The sequence below is a fragment of the Paenibacillus sp. LX16 genome (genome assembly GCF_036252815.1).
Taxonomy (GTDB): Bacteria; Bacillota; Bacilli; order Paenibacillales; family Paenibacillaceae; genus Paenibacillus; species Paenibacillus polymyxa_B.
In genome coordinates, this window is sequence record NZ_CP141152.1 from 5435838 (window position 1) to 5460969 (window position 25132).

Here is a 25132-nt window from a genome sequence, read left to right on the forward strand (position 1 = left end):
ATCTTTATTTTACGCTTTATCCAAAAATATAAGTTCATTTTTAGCATACTATATTTATAATTTCTATCTCATTTCAATGACCATTCACGATCTTCAGACCACAGCCATGCACCGAATCGTTATGCTCAAAATATTTGCCCAGCTCCACCATCATCGCGCCCATGCGCTCTTCGGTTGGAAACACGACTCGATCAATCCCTTCTTCCACAATGGACTGTGCAGTCACCTTCCCTACTGATACAGCAATCACATCCTCACGGAAAGCTTCCAGTAAATCCTCGATTCGATTTTGCTCTCTCGCATATTGGGCTAAAAATCGAATTTGCGGACCACTCGTGAACGTAACAGCATCAACATTACGATGGATAACATCCTCCAGTAACGCCTGCAATTTTGCTTCCTCGGGTGGGATATGCTTATAAGGAAGTACCTGGCGGGTCACTGCCCCCTGCTCGTCTAGCCACTTTACCAACCGTGGGGCTGGATCGCCATGCAGTTGCAACAATACTTCTTTTCCCTTCAGATCGTATGGGGCGAAAGCTCCTGTCAATCCGATCAAACTTCCGTCCTCGTCTCGTACTGCTGGCGTAAAGCCACGCTTTTTGAGTCCATTGACCGTCTTGTAGCCCCGCGCTGCAATGTTGGAAGATTGCAGCAGCTCCATAATCTGCTCAGCCACGCCCATATCCTCTGCCATATCGAACAGGGCATCCAGCCCCATACCTGTCGTGAAGATGTACCAGTCCGGAGGGTGCTTCACCCACGATACAACAGCGTTGCGCAGCTCGATATCATCCAGAAAAACGGTACCCTGGGCCGGGCGCTGTACTGGCTCACCCCCCATCTTCACAACTAGCAGCGCCATTTCTTCTGCTTTACGGGGACCCGCAAGAGCGACTCTCTTGCCTGCCATGCGTTGTGCCATTCTGTTGCCTCCCTTGTAGATGTCGTATTTCTTTCTACCAAGTATACAATCAGAGGGGTAAAAGACAAATAAGAATTACTTTTCCGATGAATACAGTAAACTTATAAGTGGCCGTGTCCTGTTCTGCCTCCCTGCTGGCTTTCTTTCTGACTACTACTATCCCGCTCTCCGTTAGATGCCTTATCATCGTCGCCTCTCCCTTTAGATTTGGGTCGGAGCAACATCCACAGCACGAAGGGCATCAATACAAAAAAAATGACCATCACCGCAGTCCATTCTCGACTGAAATCATAAATTTGCACGATGTTGGAGAACAGCATAAACGAACAGACATAACCTAACAAACCTACGGGCCAAACCATCAGACTTCCCCAGGCTTGGGCAAACATACGCTTTACTGCCAAACTGGTAACATACAGATCAACTCCAATCTTCGTAAGAAAGGTCGGTACGGTCAGTGCCGCCACGAACAAGTCGAACCGATCCAGAAAGTCCGTTAGCTGCAATTGACGCACCAGTTCATACGATGGATAAAACAGCCGTGACAAGATAGGAACACCAATAACCAACTCGGACAGCAGCACCAGGATAATCAGAAAAGCGGTTCCGAGCAAATGCCCAAACCACGCACTACGCCCATTATAGCTCTTCCCAGAAATTACAAAGGGGACTATCATGATATCAGCCATATATCCCAGCATGCGCCAGCTGCCCTTAATCACTCCATCTACTTCCGGATGTAAATAAGGTCTCAGTACCGAGAAGTCCATATTACGCCCGAAAAAAAGCGGCATGGTCAGCAATGTCAGAATCAACAACGGTACAAAAATCTCCGCCATATTGACGATGGTTCTTATTCCACCTTTAGCCATAAATACCAGAGTTAACAGCACAATAAGAGAAGTGACCACAATCGGAGTCAGCGGCAAAAGCACCACCTCCACCAGATCCGTAATAATTCTCAAATCTCGCGTAAAAATGATCAGGAATAAAATAAGGTAGATTGCAAGCAGCACACGTCCCAACACAGGATGAGAGCTCACCATCGCCTGCATCAATTCCTGATCAGGAAAACGTCGCTTGAGTCTCAACATCGCCCAGATCGGCAAGCATAGCACGATAGCAGCAATTATACAGGTCCAGTAGGCATGTTGATTCGCGTGATCCGCTGCCTGCGCGGGAGCATGTATAAGGGTAATACCGACCTCCATCAATACACCAAGCAGCACAATTTGTCTGGTTGTGAACTGTTTCATGCAGGTACATCCTCCTTTTTGCCCGCAGGCATCCATTACACGATTTACAACGTAGGGGGGATCCACATGTCAATAAAACGGGTCAGCCATGTAGCCACATAAACGGTGCTCTTCGTTGATGTTCCGTAAATCCAGATACCAATGCTAATAACATACAATACTCGAGAGACCCAACGATTGATGGCGGGTGCATTGTTAATATTTTTACGGTCAATCAGATACATAAAGAGCATAGCCAGCACCAAAGGTAACAGAAATACTTTATTCATTCTGGATTTGCTCCTTTTTGACCCCGAATGGTTTGGTGACCGCACCAATATTCTCAATATGCACGACCGGATTTATGGTGATCTCCACCTTGGGATATAGTTGTTCCCATTGAGGTTTAATCCGTTTCCATTCGTCCGGGTGACTCGTAATAATAGCCCGGCCCAAACCAAGTACGTCTGACCGATACTTTTGCTGAATCACGTGGACAGCCTCTCCCAGCTCCCTCTTGATTTCCTCGGCTGTCTGCTGCTCCAGCCACTTCAAATTTTCCTCGTTGGAAATATCGAAATTCGTCTCATTTTCCTTCACATTCCCATTGCAGTTCATATGAACGGTCATTCGAATCTCATCCCCCCGAATAAAGGGCTTGATATGGACTCTATTTTCGATGAGATGCACAGATATGTAACCTTTACCCTTGGGAGGGGGGATAAATATCTCTGTCTCCTTGGCTTGCTCCATACCCAACAGCAGAAACCGACTTAGATGGTTATCAATAATCCCTGTTAACCTGTCTTGTCGAAAGACTGCCAGTCCATCGATCTGAATATTCGTCTTCTTGTCTTTAAGACTAGCGGGCCCATTTTTCACCAGAGACATTACTGGCACCACCGGGTCAATGCCTTCCAGCAGGACGGAATTCATCAGCAGTTTAACGGAACGAGGTTTTTTCATATAGGAAAAGTTAAGCTCACGCACCATTTCCGCTGGATATTGCTCAATCGGAGCATCTGCCTGAAGCACTTCCATCGCTGACCCCTTCGTGATAACAACCAGGGAAGACAGACGGTTCTGCGGAATACGTGCAATGACATCCATCATTTTGCTAATCCCTTCCCGTGCCAGCGTCTCCCCGAACAGCAGCACCCGTCGATGAGAGTAATTCAGTGTTCGTGAAACCTCGCGCTGTTCCTCGGTGCTTGCTCCTCGGAAGCTTGGACCTGTTTTGGACTCCAGGTAGTAGGATTTCGTACCGCTTGTACCTCCCCCTCCCCCTGTACTGCCCGAAGATCCAAGCTGTCCGGGCAGAGCAATTTGCATCGTTACCCGGTATTGATCGCCTTCTTTATCCAGGCCCGTGCCCATCACAAAGGCCACATCGTTCACTTCACGGCGATCCCAGCATCCTCCCAAAAGAACAGAACAAAGCAGCAGACAACAGAGCACAGCCGCTTTACGTATTTTTTGTGTATCGGATTTGGGCTTCATCACCATCCCTCCTCGGTTGTAGGCGATCCATTCATCTTTTCCTTCGCTCGTTTGTTATTGTCTTTACCAATCCAGGAAGGACGTTTAGTCATTTTCCACCAAGGTGCACGGACGACGATATCCTTTTGATCCATATGGTTGTACGGGCTATATCCGCTCATATAAGGAACACCAAACGATGTTAGCTTGGTTAGATGCGTAGCAATCAGCGTTGTCGCAATAATGATCCCAAACAATCCGAATAAACCCGCCATCAGCATGATGGGAAATCGTAGCAGGCGAACCGTGATGGCAAAGTTAAAGCGTGGAATGGTAAACGAAGCAATACCTGTGAGCGACACGATAATAACCATCGGTGCCGATACAATTCCCGCTTGTACGGATGCCTGACCGATGACGAGCGCTCCAAGGATACTGACAGCCTGACCGACCGTTTTGGGGAGACGAATCCCCGCTTCCCGTAATGCCTCAAAGGAAATTTCCATCATCAGTGCTTCCACCAAAGCGGGGAAAGGGATAGACTCACGCGCTGCCGCAATACTCAAAATAAGCGTCGTTGGCAGCATATCATGATGATAGGTCGTGACCGCTACATATAATGCAGGCAGAAAGAGAGCCAATATCAGAAAAAGAAAACGAATCCAGCGCACCATATTACTGATAAAAAAACGCTCGTAATAATCTTCGCTCGCTTGCATCATCTGCCACATCGTCACGGGCCCAATCAGGGCAAACGGCGTTCCGTCCACAAAAATGGCAAAACGCCCTTCCAATAATTGTGCAGTGACGGTATCCGGTCGTTCGGTGTATTCCATTTGCGGAAATGGCGAAAACGGGTGATCCTCAATCAGTTCCTCAATATATCCCGTCTCCAGGACACCATCAATTTCAATATCGCTGATCCTTTTTTTTACATCCTCCACCAACTTGGGATCTATGATTCCTTCGATATAGGTAAGGACGATGCTCGTTTGTGTTTCTGTTCCGATGGTCATGCTGTACATCTTGAGCTTGGAGGTCTTCAGCTTGAAACGTAACAGTGCCGTATTGACGCGAAGTGTCTCTGTGAATCCTTCACGCGGTCCACGAATAACCGATTCGGTCTGCGGCTCCTCCACACCACGGCGGACGCCCCCCTTGGCGCTAAAAATATAAGCACGAGGCGTACCATCTACGAACAAGGCGGCATTGCCGTCCAGTATCGCTGCCGATACCATCTTCCATTCGTCCATCGTTTTAGTCTGGGACATGGAGATACGAGTTTCATCCAACGGCTCTAATTTGCCGTTTACCTCAGGGTCCTTGAGCATCATGCCCAGAATGACAGGCCGCAGGATATGATCCTGCAAATCCTCCGATTTTACCGTACCTTCAAAATAAGCCAACAACCCTTTGCGTTCAGGGGAAATCATGAGCTCTCGATAGACGATATCAGAGCAATCCTTGAAAATATCACGCAAAGCAATCAAATTGTCTTCCACACTGCTACGTAGCGGCTGCTCCAGCCACGAAGACTCAGGCAGTCCTTTGGGCACATTGGAATTTCGTGTCTTGCGGTCTGCGGCTGGAATCGCTCTCCGGCTCCACGGTAGCTTCGGCAACTTGGGAAAGCGCCCTTTCTTCATCGTTATTCCCCCTTTACGAATGAGCCGAACAGATAATATGTCCTATAGGATGTACCAGCCTACAAAGGATTATGTATCCAATGAACTCAACATGTTGAACGGATAACAAAAAGACCCTGCAATGATGCAGGGCCTTCGAAAATCCATTATAAATCTGAAAATTTATGATAAAGGAATGATTAATCTCCCCAATACTCCTCAGGATGGTATTCAATCTCAGAACTAGCTTTGAACGTAAGCTCATCTGTCTGATCATGATATTCCACGCTTTCCGGGGTGACGTAATACCAATGCTTCACCAGGGGTCCATCGTCTACCGGCGTTACAAAACGAAATACGTTCAACTCCCCGCTATAACGCACAATCGCCTCTGCCGTCTCATGCGGCAGTCCTTGAAGCGTAAAGCGAAACACGCCGTCCGCCGATTCCAAATGGCAATCGAAAACCTGCTTGCGGCTGTCAGCAAAGCTACGTCCCGTGACGGCATGCTTGATCAGCCATGTTTCCTGCTGCGCCATTGTGCGCACCTCCTTTTAGGGCAAATCAATCAACATATAAAAAACAGAATCTTCTGCTTTCAGTGAGAGCTTCGGCTCCTGCTCAATACGAGCGGAATCGCGTCCTTGCAGAATATGTTCACCGTTCACACGCAGCGAGCCTTCGATGACGAATAGGAACACGCGCCGACCCTCGGCCTGTGTGAATTCTACTTGCTCTCCAGGCTGAAGCTTGCTTAAATAAATCGTTAAATCCTGGTTGATTGCAGCTATTTCACCCTCCGTGCCTGGTACGCGCTTTCCGGCAACGACCGGCAGAAGCTGACCGTGAAGACGCTCAGGATTGAATGCTGTAGCCTCATATGACGGTTTTAGTCCTCTCGTATGCGGGCTAAACCACAATTGCAGCAGACTAACATCCTCCGTTTGTGAAGCGTTGTGCTCCGTATGAATGATGCCGTGGCCTGCTGACATTCGCTGAATGCCTCCAAAACGGGTCACCGCTACATGTCCACGGTTGTCTTCATGACGCAGTTCCCCATACAGCACAATCGAAACAATCTCCATATCACTGTGCGGATGCGCCCCAAATCCCCGTCCCGGTGCGATGACATCGTCATTACAGACACGCATAGGACCAAACGCTGTATTGTTCTCATCCTGATACTCCGCGAATGAGAAGCTGTGACTCCCCCGCAGCCAGCCCTTATCGAAGCTGAATCGGGAAGCCGCCGGATATATTGTAAACATAATAGCCCTCCTTCAGGAAGAAAAATGAGATCAAATCCCTCTCATTGTAACCGAGCCAAAGCGATAAAGCTACGCCTCTGTCTGAGTGATAATCTCATCTATAAAAGACTGTAAAGTACTGGTAACAAAGGCTTCCTTACGTCGGATAAACACCGTTGTTACTTCATTGTACGGCTCAGGCATCGCATGACCGCACACAAGGCCTTGAGCCACCAGTCCGCTGATCGACGATTCGGGAAAAACGGTCATTCCAATACCAGCTGCCACACTGCCGATAATCGTCTCAAATGTCCCAAACTCCATAATCTGCTTGGGAATAATCCCCTCCATCTTGAGCCAGGTTTCCAGCCGCCCCCGGTAGCCGCAGCCTTTTTTATATAAGAGAAGCGGACGGGTAGTGAGATCCTCGACAGAAAAGTCATCTCCTTGGGATACAAGGACCAGCTTTTCCTGAAATACATCAAACTGTTCAATGAGCGGATGCTTGACCGGCCCGGTCACAAAAGCTCCATCCAGCCGCATTTCTGCAACCTCCTGCACCAGAGACTCTGTAACCCCAGCCTTGAGGGACAACTCGACATCCGGGTACTTGCTATAGTAAGCATGTAAAATGGCCGGGAGGGCAATGACAGTCTCCACAATGCCAATCTCCAGCACCCCCGAAGGTGCAGAGGTATTCTGAAACGCATGTTTCATTTCCTCAAATTGCGATAAAATGCTTTTCGTATATTGCAGCAGACGCTTGCCCTCGGCATTGAGGATCATTCCCCGCTTATGTCTATTAAATAAAGGCGTTTGCAGCTCCTTTTCGAGCAGCTTGATTCTGGCCGTTACATTGGACTGGACATAGCTAAGCTCGGCTGCAGCCTTGCTGACACTGCCATGCGCAGCCACCGTCTGGAAAATGTTTAAATCGTTCAGATCCACTACTGCTCCCCCTTATTGTGAAGGGCAAGGGGCCATCAAAATTGACGCGCCTTGTCACTTATTATCATTTTAAATGATCATAATGTTTATTTTCAATCATTTTACCAACAGCTCCCTATCCTTTATGATGTGTCCATAAGATATGTCCGCTGAGACCGGCAAGGAGGAGCTTTTGTACACCATGAACAGACAAATCATGACCGGATCTTTATTATGCCTAATCGCCAGTATGTCCTGGGGGGCGATGTTTCCGGTTTCGCACATTGCATTACAACACATCAATCCACTGTACTTTTCATTTTTGCGCTATTTGTCGGTTACACTCATTTTAGTCGTGCTATTGTGGCTCAAAGAGGGACGGACAGCATTTCGCTTTGAGGGCAAGGGCAAGACGTTGTTATTCTTCGGGACCATGGGATTCACCATTTATAATATGGCCGTTTTCCAGGGACAGCACGCGATGGGGGCAGCAGGTACTCTGGTAGCCTCTATAATGGAAGTGCTAATGCCGATGATTTCCATTGCGATGGTGTGGATCATGACCCGTAAAATGCCTCCGAAATATACACTAATTAGCATGATGATTGCGCTGGCTGGGGCTTTACTTGTGATCACGAACGGAAAATGGACCTTTTTCACACTTGCCGGACAACATTTACTGCCGCTGCTGCTTATTTTCGTAGGCGTCGTCGGATGGGTCGTATATTCCATGGGAGGCAGCCATTTTGCAGGATGGTCTACTCTTCGGTATTCAACCCTAACCTGCCTGCTTGGAACTCTCGTCTCCTTCGTAGTCGTCACATTTGCCTCTGCTTTCAACTGGGTTGTGGTGCCGGACTGGCAGGCTGTGTGGTCAGTTAAATACGAAATGAGCTTTATGATCCTGCTGCCGGGCCTGGCTGCCCTGCTTAGCTGGAATGCCGGAATCCGAAAGCTATCTCCACTGAACGGAATTCTATTTATTAACTTTGTACCGATTACCACGCTGGTACTTATGTACTTCCAAGGTTACGCCATTAGCCGTTTTGAACTGTACGGGACAGTGCTGGTCATTTTCGCGCTGGTTCTGAACAATATGTTTCAGAGAAGTTCGCTGCGTCCTTCCGACAGCTCACGGGATGTCCGTTTCCGTCTGGTTCGCCGCAAGTCCTTCCAACGTTAACTTCTAACCCTGCAAACCAGAAATTATGTTAAAACATTAAAAAAAGCGCCTGGATACAGAGTATAACCTCCTGTATCCGGGCGCTTTTTATCATTTTAGGATTTTCCTTCAACCTGAAAACGTCCAACCAGTTCGCGCAATTCCTCTGCCATTTGGCTCAGGTCCGCTGTAGATGAAGCAATCTCCTCGATAGAAGCAAGCTGTTGCTCAGCTGCCGCTGAGATGGACTCGGTGTTGCTCGCTGCCTCGTCCGAAATGTGGGCAATATCGCTCATAATATCTACGACACCTACAGTCCCTCGTGCCATTTCTTGAGTCACTCCGGTAATGTCATTGATATGTACCATAGCTCGTTCCACGGCCTGACTGATTTCCGCAAAGGATTGCTCAGATGTGGTTACCGAATCAATGCCTTCCGTCACTCGTGTCCGCGCTTGATGCATAGCACCCAGAGCATGATTCATATCCACCTGCATCGCTTCAATGCGCTCCGAGATCAAGGTAGCCGATTTCGCTGATTCCTCAGCCAGCTTACGCACCTCCGTAGCGACCACGGCAAATCCCTTACCATGATCCCCAGCGCGTGCGGCCTCAATGGACGCATTCAGAGCTAACAGATTCGTCTGTTTGGCAATACCGGATATAACGCTGATAATATTCACGATTTCACTGGAGCGCTCATTCAGGGAGTCCATAGCCTGTCCGAGATCGTTAACGGTCTCGTCGATGTCATGCATCTTCTGTACAGCCTGCGTAGCAGCCTTGCTGCCTTCCTGAGCCGACTCGGCGTTCATCTTCACATGTTCAGAAACGCCCACCATACGCTCGGATACGTTCGCTGCTTGCTGAGCAAGCTCCTCCATATTTACAGAGCCGTGCTTAACGCTCTGCACCTGACGTTCGCTGCCCACAGCTACTTCCTGGATAGCAATGGTGACATGCTCAATCGCTTGGGTTGTCTGATCTGCACCCGCAGCCAGCTCCTCCGCTGAAGAACTTACCCGATCTGTCGTTTCGTGTACGCTTCGAATCATCGTGCGCAAACTATCCACCATGGTTTGAAAGTGAGCAGACAATTCGCCCACCTCATCCGTTTTCCCAGTTTCCAAATCGCCCGTCAAATCTCCTTCACTGATTCGTTCTGCTGATTTTTGCAGCTTACGAATCGGTACCAAAACAGAACGGGTAATCAGGAAAATCGCGATAAGCGCAATCACCAGTGAGGCAGCCAGCACGAAAATGGTTACATAACGCATGGCAGCGGTGGCATCGCTAATCTCGGATTGATAAAAGGTACCTGCAATTTTCCAGCCGGTATCCGTATTCGTTACATAGGTCAAATATTTCTCGCGACCTTCATGCATATAGTTGAAGTTCCCACTCGGCGCAGTATACAACGTATCAAGCGAATTCTCCTGAGGAGATGAGCCCGCTTTAGCCGTAGGATGGACTACGAATTTCTTCGTATGATCCAAAATGATGATATACCCCTCCTGGCCCACTTTGATGGAGGCCAGTTTACGTACACTCTCCAGATTTAGGGAAATCCCGATAACCCCGGACTGGTCGGAAAGCGTCTGAGATACTACGACAACAGGAATACCCGATGAATTGATAATAACAGGCGTAATTGCAACCTTACCGGGCTGCTTCATCGCTTCGATGTACCATGGGCGTGTGCGAGGATCAAATGTCCCTTCATCCTCCTTGGGCACCCCCCGAATCATCAGCCCCTCCGGTGTTCCAACAAAAATATCCGTGGCATCTTCATGCAAACCCTTGTATTGGATCAGCTTCGGCTGAATCAAAGGGCTGTTTCGACCATCTATCATCGAGCCGTCCAGACGCTCCGCCAAATAACTCGCATCTTTAATTTTACTGGCGATTGCGTATTCAATTATTGAGTTAGCTGTCGCTACCCCCTGATTCGCACTGCCGTGGAGCTGTTTTTCCATAGCATTATATGATGATTTATAGGTCGCAATGGAAATACTTAAGCTCGGAATCAGCAAAACAAGTAAAAAGCCTAAACTTAGCTTGTTCCTGAGTGTCCATATCGTTTTTCTCTTTCGCGTTGTTCCCATGTTTTTTCCCCTTTGCTCATAAAACGATATATTTGAATTACATTCCGTGTTAGTTATATCGGTTGAAAGTAGCAAATGATTTACAATGAAATTTCACAAAGGAGAAAAACAAAAAACGCGCCCTATAAGACTAAGGACGCGGTTATATGAACATTTAGACCTGTACGTTACTGTTTTCAGCCTTTTTGCGGCCAAATAACTGATCCACTGCCAGAAAACGTCCACCGACAAGCGCTTGCTGAAGGCTGGTGAACAGAATCAGCAGATCAAATTCAATCGAGCCAAAAGGCTGTCCTTTTTTAGCGGTTAGCAATACACCAATCATAACAATGGTCAATGCCGCTCCAGCCAGTCGTGTTCCGATACCCAGAACCAGTGCAATTCCTCCAACCAGCTCAACCGTAGCGACCACAGGAGCCATCCAACCAGGGAGTCCGATACTTTGGAAGAAGCCGGAGGTTCCGTCTAATCCCTGAAACTTTTGTGCACCGTGAACGATAAAAATAACCCCTGTAAAGATTCGTACCAACCATAATCCAATATTCATAAGCGTTTGATTCATTTGCTCATCTCCTTTTAAATTGTATAAAAATCCTGTAACAAACTACATAGTGTAGTGTATTGCACATCGAGAATCGGGAGCGCGAAAAGCGCCACCCGTAAGAAGCATCTTGTCCAACTAGATTAGCGCCAGTGCGAACATAAGTGTCAGCATCACTAGCACATAGCTGGAAAACATAATCGAACGCCAAGGCATTTGAATGACAGGTTCTTGCTGAGGGTCTAAAATACGTGAGATACGATAATTAATGGACGTTTCTGCAAACGAGGAACAAGCGGCCGAGTTTACCAGGCGAGTATTGGCAGGTGTCATACTCAGAAGCTTGAGCAATGCGCTCCCAATCCCAACGGGTGAACCAGCTCGATGGATCGCTTCGTTATCGGCCAAAATTTCACGGGCCGTCTTATAATGATTGGTAATGTGACGCAGCACTGGCAAGTAAAACAGCTGTTTAGCACACACTTGCAGCAACCAGGTCTTCAACGGATCATAATGTTTCATATGATAGGCTTCGTGGTATATGACAGCCTCTTCCTCGTGCTTGTCCAGTACGGACAATAGTGCAGAGGACAATACAATACGTGGCTTCCATAATCCCATGGTAAAAGCGGCTGGCTTGGCATAATCAATGACCCATATCCGATCGGTCCCGAGTTCACGATATCGCTCACCCAGTGCCTCGGTCAGAGAGAGGTCACGCATTCGGTGCAGTCTGCGAAAAGCTGCCCTGGTAGCCATACACTGTCTGACTGCTTCTCCTCCAGCGATAGCAAAGGTAATGAAAACCAGCCCGCTGAGCGCATCCACCATGTAGCCAATTCCGTAGTGCTGCAACAAACTTCTGCAAATTTGAAACACGTTATAATTCAATTTCCAGCCGAAAACATGCTGCCCGGCGTACATACCCATCTGTATAAGGGCGAAACCCGAAATCAAGGCGCCTGCTGTAAACAGTAATTTAGAACGTGTTTTCCACATCGCTACATATCCTTTTTCCATTGTTTAATTTTTTGTTCCAGACGTTCGATCAACTTCGGATCGGCCACCTCCAGAGCATCAATCATATGATTGACAGCAAGCGGACCAAATTCATCCACCAATTCGTGACTGAGTCCCTTGGATTGCTCATCCATGAACTCTTCCCTACTTAAAACTGGACGATATAAAGACGTTCTCCCACGTATACTCTTACTCAGTATCCCCTTGTCCACTAAACGGTTCATCACGGTCATTACCGTATTGAAGTTAAAGTCCCGATCCCCCTCCAACGCGGTCTGCACTTCTTTGATACTCCGATCCGAAGTGGACCATAAAATATCCATAATCTTGGCTTCCAGAGGCCCGAAAAATCGGTTAAGCCCGGTTTCGCCAGCTTTAAAATTCAGTCGTTTCATAAGAAGCACCTCACACTACCGATTGTAGTGTATATATCCGGCTAAAGTCAACCGTCACACCTAATGTCAGTTTCTTCATGGAATCATATACAAACCGCCGAATGTCTCCATCCGGCGGAAATTCATCGGTATTCATAACTTTCAGGTCAATCTGCCAATCTGTATCCTACACCTCTTACGGTTGCAATATATTCAGGTTCCGCAGGTCGATCATCTAGCTTCTTGCGCAAACTTTTGACATGCACATCTACAACGTTACTGCCGCCTACAAAATCCGTCTCCCAGATATCGTGCATCATTTGCTCGCGAGAGATCACTTTGCCTTGAGCATCAATCAGCTTCAGCAGCAAATCGTATTCTGTTTTAGTCAGATTCAGTTGACTCTCTTCTTTATATACCAGCATTTTATCTCGGTCAATCCAGATGTCCTTGAACACCGTACGACGGCTGGCTTGCGCTGCCTGACGGGAAACGGCAGGATGGCGTACAATCATCCGTTCAATGTCATGCACCATATGATTGGAAGCCAGCGGCCACACCAGTACCTCTTCTGAAGGAAGCAGCTCATTCGCATGTACAGACACCCGATCCTGAACCACGTACATAACCGGTGTGTCTTTCATGTGTTCTACCTCCAGACGATTGCGAATATCCAGTAATTCACTCTGTGGTTCGGTGGCGGTCAAATCGTAAATCAATAGATCGCTTCCCAGATGACGCTGCACTTCAGGCTCCCAGCGATGAAAAACCATCACATCAAAACACGCATCTGACAACGTACGCACCAACCCGTGAACTACACCCGGTACCGAACTGATTAGAATGATACGACGTGTGGTCGGACAATACAAAGGCTCATTGGAGGGAACGGTCTGCACCGTAGGTGTAGAGGGAGCTGCTAACATCGATGTCCAACTACCCTTCACCCGTCTAGGCATGTCAGCCACTTTGAAACGATTCGTTATCTGATTCGCTTGCTTTGACATTCCTTACACACTCCTCCGAATACGACATGGGCATGGGCAATAGTATACCCCGTTTCATGCGCAACCGTGTCAATCCAATCATGTGGGACTTCACTCATCACTTCATCTACCCGGCCGCATACCTGACAAATAATATGCTGATGATCGTCCATCCGTCCGTCATAACGACTAGCAGCTTCCCCCAGCTTCAATTCACGGATTAATTCCTTATCCGTCAAATAACGCAGTGAATTATATACCGTTCCATAGGCCAGATTATATCCGCGCTCCATCAACCGATTCATAACATCGGCCGCAGTAGGATGATCGTGGGCTTCACGAACCACATCATATACCGCTTGGCGCTGCGAAGTTAAATTTAAAGTTCTCATACCGCATCTCCCTTAACCAACGCAGATTATATTAATTACAAACTTACAATCATAATAAAGATCAATTTAGAATAAGTATAAATCTTAATTTATTTCAAGTCAATGGGATCGGATAAATTGAACGGCTTTGCAACACAATGTATACATGGTACATCTCAGCTCATACACATCGGAGGAATATTTTATGAAAATACTGTGGATATTCACACTCTTTATGATGCTTATGCTCGGCACCAATCTGCTAGTGAACTGGCTATTCAGTACTCATACCCCGTGGGAGCCGATGGCATTGGCTTTTAGCACTATGCGTCCATCCGAATATATCGTCTTGGCAGGAATGCTGCTCGTATTCTTTGTGACCGTGGCAAAAAAACAAATTAAATATGGATTTCACTTCCTTTTTTCACGATGGTCCCGTTTTCTGAAAGTTTCCGCTTCTTCCTCGGGTTCTAACTCTGCTGCGATGCAAAAGAGCGGCCAAAAAGAGCAGCAAGGGAAAGATGTAAACAAATAACGGATGAATATAGATAAACGATAATCGTCCAAAAGCAAGGTGCTCAATCATGCTGGGTGTTTGTACCTGTGACCACAGTAAGACAATGATCCCGACAAAAAGTAGTGTTTTCCGGTAGGGGAGGTTAAATATATCGGAGATCCCAAGCACCGCAGCATAGAAGAACAGGGCAATTTTAAAAAAATCGCCGATTATCATCGTCATCAGAACAATCACATCCAGACGTTGTAAATATTCTGAAAACTGTACATTCCCAAAGGTGCTGAGTAAAGGAAAGATGGAGCGCTGTGCAATGTCAGTGCCCATAACAGCCACATTTAGTATTGCGGCTTCAGCTAAAACGAAACCACCTACGATAATGCCCGCATAGCCTGTTCTGGACAACTGCGACGTTTTTTCCAAATGGGGCACGAACATCATAAAACAAATCATTTCTGCGTATGGAAATGCCAAATGTTCCCGAATGGCTGAATGAAGCACAGATTTAAAGCCATGCTCCATCACCGGCGTCAGCTCATGCAAATGAATGCTGTCCGATAAAATTAACAGTACATTCCCCACAAAAATGACGGTCACCACTGCAATAAGCATTATTTGTCCTGTTCGAGCTAATACTTCAAATCCTAACCAAAGGACATACATTACGCACAAAACCATAAGGAAGGCAACGACGAGGTTGGGCGTTTGCTCCAGTACGGAAATACGAATCAGCTCTGTCTCATCGCGCAAATTCCCGCCTGTTAGAAATAAAAAAAACAAAATATATAATACTCCCATGACTGTTCCACATGTATGACCGACCAATTCGCTAGCATAGGTTGTGAGAGGCTTACCAGGGAACGTTTCAGCTGTGTAGCAGTACATTTGGAACAATACCATACCCAGAATCATAGCAACGAGTTGAATAATCCAGGTGTCCCGCTCCATATAACTATCCATATTAATGGTGACTGCGTTGCCTGTAAGAAAATGAAACATAAGAATGAGCAATTGCCCCGTGCTGATGTATGTTTTGTTTTCAAGACGATGACTCACGAGGCATACTCCTTTCTTTTTTTGTTGCGAAACTTTTTCAGCCATGACACCATAAGCAACAAGAAAGGAAAGAACACAGCAAATACCGGAAACACCCATTTCAGTACAAACTCGCCTGTTGTAAGATGTTCTTGATAACCTTGGGTCATCAACACGCAAGAAACAAGCATGATAAGCCCAAACGGCAGAATCAGTTTATGGTATGAAACACGTAATACATCTTCAGCAGCCTTAACCGCTGCATAATAGAAAATAAAAATTTTGAAAAAATCAAAAATAATGACAGTCATGACCCCAATTACATCCACTCTATCGACGAAATCTGATATTTCCACCTTGCTGATCATAGAAAGCAGCGGGTAAGTGGCCCGTTTGAATACGTCCTCCCCAAGCACAACCACATTTGACAGTGTAACAAAAGACAGGATTGCGCCTCCCAACAATACAGCGGTGACCCCAACCCCGTTGGCACGGTAGCCTTTCTTTAATGTGGGAAGGATCATCGCAAACGTGACCATCTCACCGTATGGCAACATCAAGGCTTGTGAATAGACAACCTCCCATACCGGCTGCCAGCCATGCTGGGCAATAGGCAATATATTGCTCATATGAACAATGCCTGACAATAAAATCATGATATTCGTAGCGAAGCCCAGCAGCAGCAGCAAAAATAACAGCATAAGTCCCGTGCGGCCTGCGACCTCAATTCCCAAATGCATCACATACATAACAAGACCAATCATCAGGACACAGACGATAGTTAACGGCGTGTGCTGTAATGTCCGATCGGCAATCAGTATTCCAGTATCTCGAAGATCGCGTGCTCCACCGTAAAGAAAAAACACAATATATAAAAAGGCAAGCACGCTCCCAGCAGTTTTGCCCAGGAGCACCTTGCAGTACTGTGTCATGAGTAGGTCGGGAAAGTGGCGGTGAAGGCTGCCGTAGCATAGAAAAAGTAGGGCTCCCAAACCTGCGGCGAAAAGAATAGCAATCCACGCATCCTTGCCCGCATCTCTTCCGGGAATAGACATCATGGACGTCCCCAACTCAAACAGCATCATCAGGGAAATCATCTCTTTTGCGTCGATTTGTATCTTTTTCAATGCCTTCCCTCCTTTCCCGATTTCACTAATTGGACTCTCCCTTTGAATAAGGGCTAGTCCGTGACTGTGTATGTTTCAGTACCGAAGTCACCTGAACACGAACGGTGCTTTCTGCAAAATAGCGGCTCCATTCAGGTGAGAGTTTTTTCCACTGTTCAGGATGGCTTTTCTCCAGTGCATGGCCTAGGCCGAGTACATCACTACGGCTACGCTGAACCTCCTTAACCGTTGAAGTAATCACTTTTTTTGTTTCTTCTCCCCACTGTTTCTGCAAGCTATACATAACCTCTGGACTTTTTAAGTCAATCGAGCACTCAGCTTCCTGAATCGTCCCGGTCTGCTCCAAATTAATAACAAATACCGGCTTCCCTTGCTCGATCAGACTGTGTACATGTGTTTTAGAATACAAGGTTTCGATTCCAATGGTTTCACCTTTTTTGCCGCAGCCCAACGCGGTTTCAGCACTGTGCACCTTGTTATTCACCATAGATAGTCCCAACGCTTGGTCATCGTCCAGCCATTGGATGAGACGATCCTTCTGGAACACTCCCATACCCTTGATGCTAACAATCGCTTCGGGCAAAATAGTATCCACGTTAGCCTTAAGGGGAGCCTGCTCCAAATTACCTTCTACTTCTACACCAGTAAGGACAGGCCCACTACCTTTATTGGACATACTCCGGATAACATCGTCTAGACTCACTGCGTAATCCCCGGCGTACATACGCTGGGACGCTTCCAGCTTACCCGAGATATCATTAGCAGGAATACGACCGATTGCAGTCATGGATGCCAGTACGTTCTTGGCCGTTTCACCGCGTGCTACCAGCATTTTCATCGTTAGTCGGGGCTCCGCAGCCCTTTCCAAATAATCCAACGTATCCCCGATACCACGTCGAGCCAGCTTTTCTCCAAAAACGACAATCCTCGCATGGGCCAGAGAAACTACCCGCGGAATCTTCTGTGAAGCTTTGCGAATCACTTGAAAAAGGTTGCTTCCCTTTTGCTGAAACAGCACGACTGGGGTATTTCCTCGGGCCTTAGCCCCGGCAATTTCATCCGCTACGATAATCTGTAGGGAAACCACATAATCCGATTCCCCATCCGCATCAATGCCTATAGCCGCGACTACTGCCCGCTGGTTCAACTCCACTGAATCCCAGCAGCCAGAGAGAAGCGGCATGACTAGTAGCCCCACCAAACTCAGCATCCATATTCTCCATTTAAAGGTTGCTGTGCTTCGTTCACTCCCCTTCTCCAGATGCACCCTGAGCGCCCCCCTCCCGCATCGGTGAAGTTTTATCGGAAGGGGAAATCCCGCTTCCATCCTTCATTCGTGTCTGATTCGTTGATGTAATACTTTTAGGACGTTTCCGCATCATCCAAAACGGCATTCGCAATACCGCATCCTTTTGACTCTCCAGCACAAAAGGACTGAAAGGGGCCATGTAGGGCACCCCAAAAGAGCGAAGGCTGTTCATATGGGCGATCAGCGCAATGAGCCCCAATGTAATGCCATACAGCCCCATAAATGCAGCCAGCACCATAAAAACAAACCGGAACAGTCTCCCGGCTACCGCCATGTTATATGTCGGAATCGCGTAGCTGGCAATCCCCGTCAGCGCTACTACAATCGTGAGCAGCGGGGTGACAATTCCAGCCTCCACAGCCGCTTGTCCCAATACAAGCGCACCGATAACGGATACCGTTTGTCCGCCCACACGGGGCATTCGAATACCTGCTTCTCGCAAGATTTCAAAGGTGATTTCCAGAATAAACGCCTCCAGAAATGCCGGAAAAGGAACGGATTCCCGCTGCGCTAGTATGCTGATGAGCAGTGGGGTTGGTATCATTTCATAATGATAAGTGGTTAAGGCGATGTAGAGAGAAGGCCCCAAAATCAGAATAATAAAGCTGATATACCGGATGAGTCGGACGACAGTCGCCATGTCGTAACGTTCCGAATAATCGGAAGAACTTTGAAAAAATTGAGCAAATACAGTGGGCATCACCAGTACAAATGGATTTCCATCCACGATGAGTGCCACCCGACCCTCCATAATGTTGCTGCTAATCGTATCCGGTCTTTCTGAGTTATAGATCGTTGGAAATGGTGTAAGATTTTGGTCCTGTATCATCTCTTCTACCATGCCGGATTCAAATATGGCGTCAATATTGATGGCTTTTACCCGTTTGCGAACTTCATCTACGACACTTGAATCTGCAATATTTTTCATATACAGTATGGCCACATTCGTGAGGGACGTACTTCCCACTTTGAACATCTCCATCGTAAGATCGGAGCTTTTAATCCGCCGACGTACAAGAGAGACGTTCGTGAACAGGGATTCCACAAATCCATCCTTCGGCCCCTGAACGACAGAATGTGTGGAGGGCTCGTTAACCGCCCGCGTCTCTCCTCCGCGTGTGCCGCATGCGATGGTTTTTTTACAGCCTTCCAGCAGAATGATCGTATCTCCCATCAAGAGTTGTTCCATCATGGAATTCCAATCATCGCAATCCTTCACTTCACCCAGTTCCAGCGCATGAGCCTGTATCCGATTGTAAAGCTCTTCTGCACTTTCTACCTCAGCAGCCACCTCGGCAGATGGGCGGCTAAGCAATGATTTCATGACGAGCTCATTCACCGTATCCGTCTTGACCATACTATCTAGAAATACAATGGCGGCAGGCACATCCGCCTTCAATCCCACATTAAAACGGCGAATCAAGAAGTCTGGGCTGTTTGACGTCGATTCCTTAATTTGCTGCAAGTTGGTTTCCAAATGCGCCTCAATCTTTAAAGAACGTGAAGAATTTTCATTATTCTTGTCCGCACCCGACTTTTTATTATGTTTGCGATAGGGATAGCGAATCATGAGCAAACCTCATCTCCAGTAAGGCAGCAATAGCTACCGCCTATTTTTCCTTATTCTTGTATCTTTGGAGTATGCTCAATCTATTCCCAGTTATGCACCAAACATGTGGACGAAACGCTATAAGCGCACTCGCGTAATAAATTTCAATAAATTCTTCATTTGCAAGCTTAATGTCAGTTTTTTTGATAAAATGAAGAAATATGCCTCTCGGGAGGGTTAGCATCTTGTTCAGTACGTTTTTTGTAAATACCTGTATCCTTGTCACCTTTTTGTACATAACCGGCCTTATATCACAAAGATATAAAATCCGGCTGCACACCTTGAAGCGTAAGATACATTGGATTGGAGGCGCCCTTTTTGGGTGCTACGGCATTGTTATGATGTACTATTCAATTCCAGTAGGATTTAATACGATTGCCGATCTTCGTCATTTGGCCATCGTAGCTACCGCAACGTATATCGGCGCCCCAGCAGCACTCATGGCTACCCTGTTTATATGTGTAGGTAGATTATTATTGTTTGGTATTAACACTCAAGCCATCGTAGGCGCTATTTTTATGATGCTCGCTGGGCTTGGGTGCGCTTTATTGTCACATCTGTCCTGGTCACGTTTACCCAAGCTGATGATTATGAACGTTTTTGCTTTGGCCATTATATTCTGTCCCCTTATGATTAATTTGAAAAATCTTGATGATGTTCTGCACGTGTATCCGCTCCAATTCTTCATTTCCATGGTCGGCGGATGTCTTCTGTACCTCATTGCTGAATCTATCAACACATCCAATGAGCTGTTACTTCGACTGGAGCATACCTCCTACACAGACCATCTCACTAATTTAAGCAACAGAAGACAGCTTGAGTTTTCATTGGAAGAGGAGCTCCCTCAAGCTCGCCAACGTCATGAGCACTTATCTGTGCTGGTGTTGGATATTGATCACTTCAAGGAAGTCAACGATACCTACGGACATGCGGCAGGAGATGCAGTGCTGCGCCAGCTTGGGCAGATTTTAATGGAAAAATGTCGTCCTAATGATGTAGTCACCCGCAGCGGGGGGGAAGAATTCACTGTGCTTTTGCCGAATTGTGCTTTTCGACAAGCGCTGCGCATAGCTAATCAGATTCTAAGTGGAGTAAATCAGCACGAGTTTATTTTAGCGGACGATCTTGTTCTTAAAATCACGGTGTCCATCGGCGTGACGACCTTTCCTGGTACCGGGGAAGATATGTCCGGGGCAGCCCTGCTGGAACAGGCAGACAAAGCACTATATGAAGCTAAAAAGGCTGGACGTAACCGGGTTTGCTCATATGAAATATAATTTGAGACATGACCATTTCATAGAAATAGCCGATACAACCCTCTCTTGAGAGTCGTATCGGCTATCATCATTTTGAATCTTCATTATGATTGCATTTCCCCACCACGAGTGACGTACGATTGGCAAGCGAAGCCAGCGTATGGGACCCCCATACTTCTAGCATACGTCGTTCGCTCTCAGCTAAAATTTCGGATACGGCTATCGCCAACTCCTCACAAAAAGGATTGGTTTCCGGTTCATGCATCATACCCGGGAAAATCGGATCACATATTTCAATGGCGTGGTATATATCGGCAAGTGTAATATGGTCGGCCGAACGGGTAAGCACATAGCCTCCCTCACGACCTTCGCGTGCTGCAATCAAATCTGCCTGTACAAGTCGCGTCAGCACCCTGCGCACCAAAGTGACTTCGCAGTCAATGGAACGGGCAATAGAACCGCTGGCACAGAGTTCTCCGTGCTTTTCCAAATAGACAAGCGCCTTTACCGCCACCCCAAGCCATTTAGGCGTTGCGGTGCGTAGTCGTTTTTCACTATTCAAATGAGATGACACCCCTAAGCTGTAGAAACTTCGTTGAATGCATTGTACGTGATGTCAGAAGTAAGTTCAAGCCTGAAAGCCGGAATCCTCTGTAGCATTAGCGCCCAAAGTAAAATGAGCTAGCCGCACTTCCCCGCTCAACCACAGGTATACATCACGGGTGCCAGAGACTGAATGTACCGCTTCCGCGAGCGTAGCCCATGCTTGCGCACCTCCTGTATTGCCCACGTTCACACGTGCCACAGCTTCGCTGTCCGGCGTATCCAATCGCAGCTCAATTGTGGCATCGCTGCTGTTGCCTGACACGCGGCACTGAAGCTCGACCACACTCACCGTATTCATGTCTACGCCATGAAAGGCAATCCAACCAGAACGTTGAGGTGTGCGCGGACGTACACAGGCCTCCCTTTGCTCCTTGCTTTCATCCAGTACGATGTCAGAGCAATCATCAAAGTTTTCAGCGCGGATACTTCGTCCAGCTTGGCGTGGTGGAATAACTTCGCCACGAACGTACACAGGGTGTTCCAACCGGATATCCGCTGAGGAAGCCCCTGCCAGCAGTGTATATTCACCCGATTCAACGCAATAGCGATCCCGTGTAACATCCCAAATCGCCCAATCCTTCATCCGAATCGTAAAGGAAACCGTTCGCGTCTCACCTGCGTCTAAGCGAATACGTTGAAAACCGCACAATGTCTTCAGTGGTCGCTTTACTCGTGAGGCACCGGGCCGGACATATAGTTGTACGACCTCTTCACCAGTAGCTACGCCCCGATTCGTCACCTCTACCCACACCTGGAGCGTATCCACGGCATCCAGTGCAGCAATAGATTTTACGCTATCCTTTGGGGCATCTGTACGCAGGTCATTATATTCAAAAGGCGAATACGTCAATCCATGGCCAAACGGATACAAGGATTCACCTTCAAAATATTGATAGGTACGACCACCGCGAATAATATCGTAATCTTTAATGTCGCCCAATTGATCCTCGCTCTGAACCCAAGTCATGTTCAAACGCCCCGCTGGCGCGTAATCTCCAAATAACACATCCGCTATTGCTGTACCATGCTCTTGTCCCGCATGAGACGTGTATACGATCGCTGGAATATGCTCCTGAACCCAAGGGATGGCAAATGGATAGCTGCCCGTCAGAATCACAATCATATTCGGATTGACGCGATACACTTCCTCGATAAGCCGTTGCTGGGAAGCTGCGAGTTCCAAGCCTGGACGGTCATTCTCTTCCTTTCCATTGATGAGCGGGTGATTTCCAACAAATACAATTGCTGTATCTGCCGCTTGCGCAGCGGCTATCGCTTCCGCTAAACCATCTGACACCGTCTCTACCTGGAATGTTGTATGGCTCTGTCCTGAAACTGTCGAGGCGTTACTCTCTACAGCGTTAAGTGCAGATCTTTCAGCCTCCACTACTTTTAATGAGCCCTCCGTTCCGGCAATCACTGGTTTGCCATTCCATGTTGTCCACAGATGCTCTCCTTGTCCAACAGGAGTCAGCCCAAAGACCTCTTTGACATACCAGCCATACGCTTCATCAGCTGTCACACGGAGCGTCTCCTCATCACTCGTCACGTAAGTACCCAGATGCTCATCATGTAGCGTCACACTGCCATAGCCCCAATCCGTCATGGTCAACACCGTGGGCTCTCCATCCTGGGACAGGCGCATCTCACCAGAAGAATCGACTGTGAGCTTCGCTCCGTCATTCGCCGCCGTCAAGATCACGCGATTCTTGGCATCACGGTACACGACGCGTTCCTTTGCGTCCTCGCCTTCCAGCTTGGCACGAATCGCCTCCAGCGGTGTAATCCGGTAGGGCAGCGTACCGGAATACCAGTCGCGGTACACCTCATTGCCATGCGTACCAATGACCGCTACTTTGCCGCACCGGGCAGGGTTCAAAGGCAAGAGTTCATGCTCATTTTTAAGCAATACGATCTGCTCCCTCGCCGCACGCAATGATAATTCACGGGCTTGCTCTGTCATGAGAGCTTCCTCTCCGATCAAGGCATAGGGATTGTCTGTCGCTGGGTCGAATTCCCCCAAACGAAAACGGACACGGAACGTATGGAACAATGCCCGATCCAAGTCTTCTTCTTGTAGCGTTCCTTGCGCCAAGGCTTCACGAATCGCCTGTTTGGAGAGCTCTGCATCATCTGTAATGCTGTCAATTCCAGCCCGAATAGATTCGGCCACACCTGGCGTGTGGGAATCGTAATACTGATGATCGTTGACAATCCCCATGACATCACCCGCATCACTTACAACAAAGCCGTCCATCCCCCATTCGTCCCTGACAATATCGTTAACCCCGTGATATAACGTAGCAGGCGTACCATTAATCAGGTTGTAAGAAGTCATCATCGACTGGGCGCCGCCTTCCGTAAAAGGCTTCTCAAAGGCTCTTAGGTAATATTCTCGCAGGTTTCGTGGATCTATACTGGAGGAGCCACTTCCCCGATCCACTTCATTGTTGTTACCCAGAAAATGTTTTAAAGTGGCAACCGCTTTCAAATATACTGGATGATCCCCCTGTATCCCCTTGACTAACTCCTTTGACAGCTCTCCCGTCAAATACGGATCTTCGCCGTAAGCTTCCTCATTGCGTCCCCATCTGGGGTCACGCTCCATATCCACCGTAGGTGCCCACAGGGTCAGACCGTTTAATTTGGGATCACGACGATAGTAAACACGTGCCTCATCTGCGATAACAGAGCCGATGAGGCGCAATAATTCCGTATCCCAAGTACATGCCAATCCTACAGGCTGAGGAAATGAAGTCGCCTCACCCAACCACGCTATTCCGTGTGCCGCTTCCGTACCGTGCTTGTAAGCTGCGACTCCGAATCGGTCAATGGCCGGCTGGTATTGCAACATGGATTCAACCTTTTCCTCCAAGGTTAGTCGCGACACGAGATCCCGTACACGCTCATCCAGATGAATCTTCGGATCTTGAAATAAATATTCAATACCCGTTGTTTCATGACTCATATCCGTCATCTCCTTAGCTTAATTAAGATGATAATAAGCACTTTTGTGAAAGCGTTTTAATACATCATAGCTAAAAAGGGGTACCCCGGCAACAATACCGAAAACACCCTATACTGGTTGAAAGAGAGACCGCACCATAAAGACAAAAAAAGTTGTATTTTACCTTCAATATACAAAGCTAAAAATAATATTTTTTGGTATAATCAGGATATATCACTGAAGGAGGAAGCGCTGATGAAAAATACCGGAATGACAAGGCCTCTGGATCAATTGGGGCGGATTGTACTCCCTAAGGAAATGCGCACCACAATGGATATCAATATTGGTGATTCACTTGAGTTTTTCGTAGATGAAGAAGGATTTGTATTAAGAAAATACACCGGTGTCTCCTGCAAATTTTGCGGCGCGGTGGATCATTTAACTTATTTTCGCGACAGCTTTATTTGCGCAGAGTGCATCCAGGTATTAAAGACCGCTGAAAATGTGCATGCCACAAGCACCGATGCTATCCAGGCTCAAGAAGATTCTAAGCCGACCCGAACCCACACAACCTGGCAACCCAAGCAATCTAGAGTGCAGCAAGGTGAAATGGTAAAAAAGCTACGCAAGCTAATTCAGGAACACCCGAACCTGCCCCAAAAAGTGTATGCCGAGATGCTAGATATTTCCCAAGGCCGGGTGTCCCAGTTGAAAAAGCTACTCTAAACCTTC

At 47.4% G+C, this 25132-nt stretch carries 23 protein-coding genes; 3 read left to right on the forward strand and 20 right to left on the reverse strand.

Going from position 1 to position 25132, the window contains the following annotated elements; all coding sequences use genetic code 11:
• Positions 1-73 precede the first annotated feature (73 nt).
• From T3H97_RS24360 to T3H97_RS24395, 8 genes are all read right to left on the reverse strand, one after another.
• Positions 74-925, reverse strand: a complete 852-nt coding sequence (locus T3H97_RS24360) for a uroporphyrinogen-III synthase (protein WP_069080101.1) — start codon at positions 923-925, stop codon at positions 74-76.
• Between the two features lie 101 nt (positions 926-1026).
• Positions 1027-2181, reverse strand: coding sequence for a GerAB/ArcD/ProY family transporter (locus T3H97_RS24365; RefSeq protein ID WP_328801121.1), 1155 nt, complete (start codon positions 2179-2181; stop codon positions 1027-1029).
• 44 nt (positions 2182-2225) lie between these two features.
• Positions 2226-2450, reverse strand: a complete 225-nt coding sequence (locus T3H97_RS24370) for a hypothetical protein (RefSeq protein ID WP_328801123.1) — start codon at positions 2448-2450, stop codon at positions 2226-2228.
• Positions 2443-3660, reverse strand: a complete 1218-nt coding sequence (locus T3H97_RS24375) for a Ger(x)C family spore germination protein (RefSeq protein WP_209947740.1) — start codon at positions 3658-3660, stop codon at positions 2443-2445. Before T3H97_RS24375 ends, T3H97_RS24370 begins: the two co-directional genes overlap by 8 nt.
• Entirely contained in the window at positions 3660-5285 is a 1626-nt protein-coding gene (locus T3H97_RS24380) for a spore germination protein (RefSeq protein WP_328801124.1), read from the reverse strand. The genes T3H97_RS24375 and T3H97_RS24380 overlap by 1 nt, the downstream gene beginning before the upstream one ends.
• A 179-nt stretch (positions 5286-5464) precedes the next feature.
• Positions 5465-5803 carry a hypothetical protein gene (locus T3H97_RS24385; RefSeq protein ID WP_328801126.1) on the reverse strand — a complete coding sequence of 113 codons (339 nt, stop codon included), beginning with the start codon at positions 5801-5803 and terminating at the stop codon, positions 5465-5467.
• Between the two features lie 15 nt (positions 5804-5818).
• Positions 5819-6532, reverse strand: a complete 714-nt coding sequence (locus T3H97_RS24390) for a pirin family protein (RefSeq protein ID WP_028540748.1) — start codon at positions 6530-6532, stop codon at positions 5819-5821.
• Positions 6533-6601: 69 nt separating this feature from the next.
• Entirely contained in the window at positions 6602-7459 is an 858-nt protein-coding gene (locus T3H97_RS24395) for a LysR family transcriptional regulator (protein ID WP_023990802.1), read from the reverse strand.
• Positions 7460-7640: 181 nt separating this feature from the next.
• On the opposite strand from T3H97_RS24395, the gene T3H97_RS24400 reads away from it, so the two are divergent.
• Positions 7641-8621, forward strand: a complete 981-nt coding sequence (locus tag T3H97_RS24400) for a DMT family transporter (RefSeq protein ID WP_328801127.1) — start codon at positions 7641-7643, stop codon at positions 8619-8621.
• A gap of 95 nt (positions 8622-8716) precedes the next feature.
• Here the strand turns inward: T3H97_RS24400 and T3H97_RS24405 are convergent, their stop codons facing one another.
• The 10 genes from T3H97_RS24405 to T3H97_RS24450 form a co-directional block, all read right to left on the reverse strand.
• A complete protein-coding gene (locus T3H97_RS24405; RefSeq protein ID WP_328801128.1) occupies positions 8717-10705 on the reverse strand; it encodes a methyl-accepting chemotaxis protein in 1989 nt (662 codons plus the stop codon).
• Between the two features lie 154 nt (positions 10706-10859).
• Positions 10860-11267 carry a DoxX family protein gene (locus tag T3H97_RS24410; RefSeq protein WP_165177881.1) on the reverse strand — a complete coding sequence of 136 codons (408 nt, stop codon included), beginning with the start codon at positions 11265-11267 and terminating at the stop codon, positions 10860-10862.
• Positions 11268-11384: 117 nt separating this feature from the next.
• Positions 11385-12245, reverse strand: coding sequence for a M56 family metallopeptidase (locus tag T3H97_RS24415; RefSeq protein ID WP_328801129.1), 861 nt, complete (start codon positions 12243-12245; stop codon positions 11385-11387).
• A 2-nt stretch (positions 12246-12247) separates the two neighbouring features.
• Positions 12248-12661, reverse strand: a complete 414-nt coding sequence (locus tag T3H97_RS24420) for a BlaI/MecI/CopY family transcriptional regulator (protein WP_039271686.1) — start codon at positions 12659-12661, stop codon at positions 12248-12250.
• Positions 12662-12807: 146 nt separating this feature from the next.
• Positions 12808-13647: a response regulator transcription factor gene (locus T3H97_RS24425; protein WP_061830456.1), complete on the reverse strand. Its 840-nt coding sequence runs from the start codon at positions 13645-13647 to the stop codon at positions 12808-12810.
• On the reverse strand, positions 13623-14018 hold the full coding sequence (locus T3H97_RS24430) for a Fur family transcriptional regulator (protein ID WP_069290605.1): 396 nt from the start codon (positions 14016-14018) through the stop codon (positions 13623-13625). Before T3H97_RS24430 ends, T3H97_RS24425 begins: the two co-directional genes overlap by 25 nt.
• 403 nt (positions 14019-14421) lie before the next feature.
• Positions 14422-15567: a GerAB/ArcD/ProY family transporter gene (locus T3H97_RS24435; RefSeq protein ID WP_328801130.1), complete on the reverse strand. Its 1146-nt coding sequence runs from the start codon at positions 15565-15567 to the stop codon at positions 14422-14424.
• Positions 15564-16673 carry a GerAB/ArcD/ProY family transporter gene (locus tag T3H97_RS24440; RefSeq protein ID WP_328801131.1) on the reverse strand — a complete coding sequence of 370 codons (1110 nt, stop codon included), beginning with the start codon at positions 16671-16673 and terminating at the stop codon, positions 15564-15566. The genes T3H97_RS24435 and T3H97_RS24440 overlap by 4 nt, the downstream gene beginning before the upstream one ends.
• Positions 16674-16698: 25 nt before the next feature.
• Positions 16699-17940: a Ger(x)C family spore germination protein gene (locus T3H97_RS24445; protein ID WP_328801132.1), complete on the reverse strand. Its 1242-nt coding sequence runs from the start codon at positions 17938-17940 to the stop codon at positions 16699-16701.
• Positions 17918-19552 carry a spore germination protein gene (locus T3H97_RS24450; protein ID WP_328801133.1) on the reverse strand — a complete coding sequence of 545 codons (1635 nt, stop codon included), beginning with the start codon at positions 19550-19552 and terminating at the stop codon, positions 17918-17920. The genes T3H97_RS24445 and T3H97_RS24450 overlap by 23 nt, the downstream gene beginning before the upstream one ends.
• A gap of 224 nt (positions 19553-19776) precedes the next feature.
• On the opposite strand from T3H97_RS24450, the gene T3H97_RS24455 reads away from it, so the two are divergent.
• A complete protein-coding gene (locus T3H97_RS24455; protein WP_328801134.1) occupies positions 19777-20868 on the forward strand; it encodes a diguanylate cyclase in 1092 nt (363 codons plus the stop codon).
• 67 nt (positions 20869-20935) lie between these two features.
• Here the strand turns inward: T3H97_RS24455 and T3H97_RS24460 are convergent, their stop codons facing one another.
• A complete protein-coding gene (locus tag T3H97_RS24460) occupies positions 20936-21409 on the reverse strand; it encodes an Rrf2 family transcriptional regulator (protein WP_013312437.1) in 474 nt (157 codons plus the stop codon).
• 66 nt (positions 21410-21475) lie between these two features.
• Entirely contained in the window at positions 21476-24421 is a 2946-nt protein-coding gene (locus T3H97_RS24465; RefSeq protein WP_328801135.1) for a glycoside hydrolase family 3 C-terminal domain-containing protein, read from the reverse strand.
• 234 nt (positions 24422-24655) lie between these two features.
• Between T3H97_RS24465 and T3H97_RS24470 the strand changes: the two genes are divergently transcribed.
• Entirely contained in the window at positions 24656-25126 is a 471-nt protein-coding gene (locus T3H97_RS24470) for an AbrB/MazE/SpoVT family DNA-binding domain-containing protein (RefSeq protein WP_328801137.1), read from the forward strand.
• Positions 25127-25132 lie beyond the last annotated feature (6 nt).

What these genes read in the sequence shown, in the direction of transcription:
- T3H97_RS24430 (WP_069290605.1), bottom strand. Translation starts at nt 14,018, where the DNA reads ATGAGAACTTTAAATTTAACTTCGCAGCGCCAAGCGGTATATGATGTG.
- T3H97_RS24380 (WP_328801124.1), bottom strand. Translation starts at nt 5,285, where the DNA reads ATGAAGAAAGGGCGCTTTCCCAAGTTGCCGAAGCTACCGTGGAGCCGG.
- T3H97_RS24470 (WP_328801137.1), top strand. Translation starts at nt 24,656, where the DNA reads ATGAAAAATACCGGAATGACAAGGCCTCTGGATCAATTGGGGCGGATT.
- T3H97_RS24420 (WP_039271686.1), bottom strand. Translation starts at nt 12,661, where the DNA reads ATGAAACGACTGAATTTTAAAGCTGGCGAAACCGGGCTTAACCGATTT.
- T3H97_RS24405 (WP_328801128.1), bottom strand. Translation starts at nt 10,705, where the DNA reads ATGGGAACAACGCGAAAGAGAAAAACGATATGGACACTCAGGAACAAG.
- T3H97_RS24425 (WP_061830456.1), bottom strand. Translation starts at nt 13,647, where the DNA reads ATGTCAAAGCAAGCGAATCAGATAACGAATCGTTTCAAAGTGGCTGAC.
- T3H97_RS24385 (WP_328801126.1), bottom strand. Translation starts at nt 5,803, where the DNA reads ATGGCGCAGCAGGAAACATGGCTGATCAAGCATGCCGTCACGGGACGT.
- T3H97_RS24400 (WP_328801127.1), top strand. Translation starts at nt 7,641, where the DNA reads ATGAACAGACAAATCATGACCGGATCTTTATTATGCCTAATCGCCAGT.
- T3H97_RS24410 (WP_165177881.1), bottom strand. Translation starts at nt 11,267, where the DNA reads ATGAATCAAACGCTTATGAATATTGGATTATGGTTGGTACGAATCTTT.
- T3H97_RS24375 (WP_209947740.1), bottom strand. Translation starts at nt 3,660, where the DNA reads ATGAAGCCCAAATCCGATACACAAAAAATACGTAAAGCGGCTGTGCTC.
- T3H97_RS24465 (WP_328801135.1), bottom strand. Translation starts at nt 24,421, where the DNA reads ATGAGTCATGAAACAACGGGTATTGAATATTTATTTCAAGATCCGAAG.
- T3H97_RS24390 (WP_028540748.1), bottom strand. Translation starts at nt 6,532, where the DNA reads ATGTTTACAATATATCCGGCGGCTTCCCGATTCAGCTTCGATAAGGGC.
- T3H97_RS24365 (WP_328801121.1), bottom strand. Translation starts at nt 2,181, where the DNA reads ATGAAACAGTTCACAACCAGACAAATTGTGCTGCTTGGTGTATTGATG.
- T3H97_RS24450 (WP_328801133.1), bottom strand. Translation starts at nt 19,552, where the DNA reads ATGATTCGCTATCCCTATCGCAAACATAATAAAAAGTCGGGTGCGGAC.
- T3H97_RS24370 (WP_328801123.1), bottom strand. Translation starts at nt 2,450, where the DNA reads ATGAATAAAGTATTTCTGTTACCTTTGGTGCTGGCTATGCTCTTTATG.
- T3H97_RS24360 (WP_069080101.1), bottom strand. Translation starts at nt 925, where the DNA reads ATGGCACAACGCATGGCAGGCAAGAGAGTCGCTCTTGCGGGTCCCCGT.
- T3H97_RS24415 (WP_328801129.1), bottom strand. Translation starts at nt 12,245, where the DNA reads ATGTGGAAAACACGTTCTAAATTACTGTTTACAGCAGGCGCCTTGATT.